Source organism: Lysobacter sp. N42 (genome assembly GCF_004344885.1).
This window is the reverse complement of sequence record NZ_SKFB01000113.1, coordinates 1-1,202: the sequence shown is the minus strand read 5'-3', so window position 1 is coordinate 1,202 and position 1,202 is coordinate 1. Positions and strand designations below refer to the sequence as shown.

The following is a 1,202-nucleotide window of genomic DNA, read 5'->3' as shown; positions in this document are numbered from 1 at the left end:
ATCCGGCTCGAAAGCGACGCCAGGCCGGCGCCACGATGCCGCAATCCGGGCGGCAGAGCGGGTTGTTCAGACCTTCCCTAGCCATCTGGTACTCCATGCCTTTCGCAGAAACATCCCACGCAATAACTTCTGCTTCGACTTTCGCAAACTCTCCAGCCCACTTGAACGACTGCCAGTAGTTGACAAGTGCCATCACCTGTTCGGATTCAGGCCCCTTCTGGCTCGATATGTACTTGCTGATCGCGCGTGCAACTGTCCATCGCTTCGATTTTAGCGCGTCGAAACCCAGTTGAATTCCAATGCTGAGGCGAAGGTCTGACCCTTTGTCGAACTTACGCCATATCTCTAACGCAATAAGAGAAAAGACAACTTCGAAGCGATCAAGGCGGTCCTCATAGTAGGACTCTTCGACGGACACCACTTGGCCTTCGCTGATCCCTTCCAAAAGGTCTTGGGGTACGCGCTTCAAATAAATTGCATTCACAACCCCGCCATTGTGAACAAGGAGGTTTCGCCTTAAGCAGGCCTCGTGGCAGTAGGGGATATGTTCTTCAAGGACGGATTTATCGATCCTGAGGCGTTCGCTGAAGAACTTTATCCAATCGATAAAGCTGCCACGCAGAATCTCCTCAATCTTATTCGCGATTAGCCACTGGCGCGCGTCGTCGACACTTCCAAACTTGGCAAGTTCCTCGTAACTAAGCGTCTTATCCCCGAGCCCGGCCGCTTCAGGGTGGCGGTCAAAGAAGAGATGCAGCAACTGCGACGAGAACCACTCGCAAGCACTAATTAGAGAGATCAACGCGCTCCGACGGAGGCTGACGCTGCGCTTCGCGGTCTTCTCAAGTGACTCCGCAGCAGCCGCCACATCGAAACTGTGGCCGGGCTTAGACCTGATCTGTTTCTCCTTTACGCCACCGGCCTTCTCGATCTCGACAACTTCAAAAACCTCGCCAAATCTAGTGGCGATCATTTCCTCCAGCTGTGGCTCACGGCTGATGTCGCCTTGCCCAATCTGCTCCATCAAGTCGAGCAGATGCTTAACGTAGCTTTCGGGGCGCTGCTTGACCTCTTGAAGCTGCTTCTTCTTTAGCAGGTCACTAGGGCCTGTTAACACTACGTGCTAACATACTGCGCATGGAACTTACGCCTGCGCAATTCGCGCGTATCGAGGATTGCCTGCCGCGGCAGCGGGGCAATGT

The 1,202-nt window shown here is 54.0% G+C and carries 1 protein-coding gene; it reads right to left on the bottom strand.

Annotated elements, in window-relative coordinates:
• Positions 1-1,117: hypothetical protein (locus EYQ95_RS26160; RefSeq protein WP_132332156.1), on the bottom strand; the 1,117-nt coding region annotated here is incomplete at its 3' end.
• Positions 1,118-1,202 lie beyond the last annotated feature (85 nt).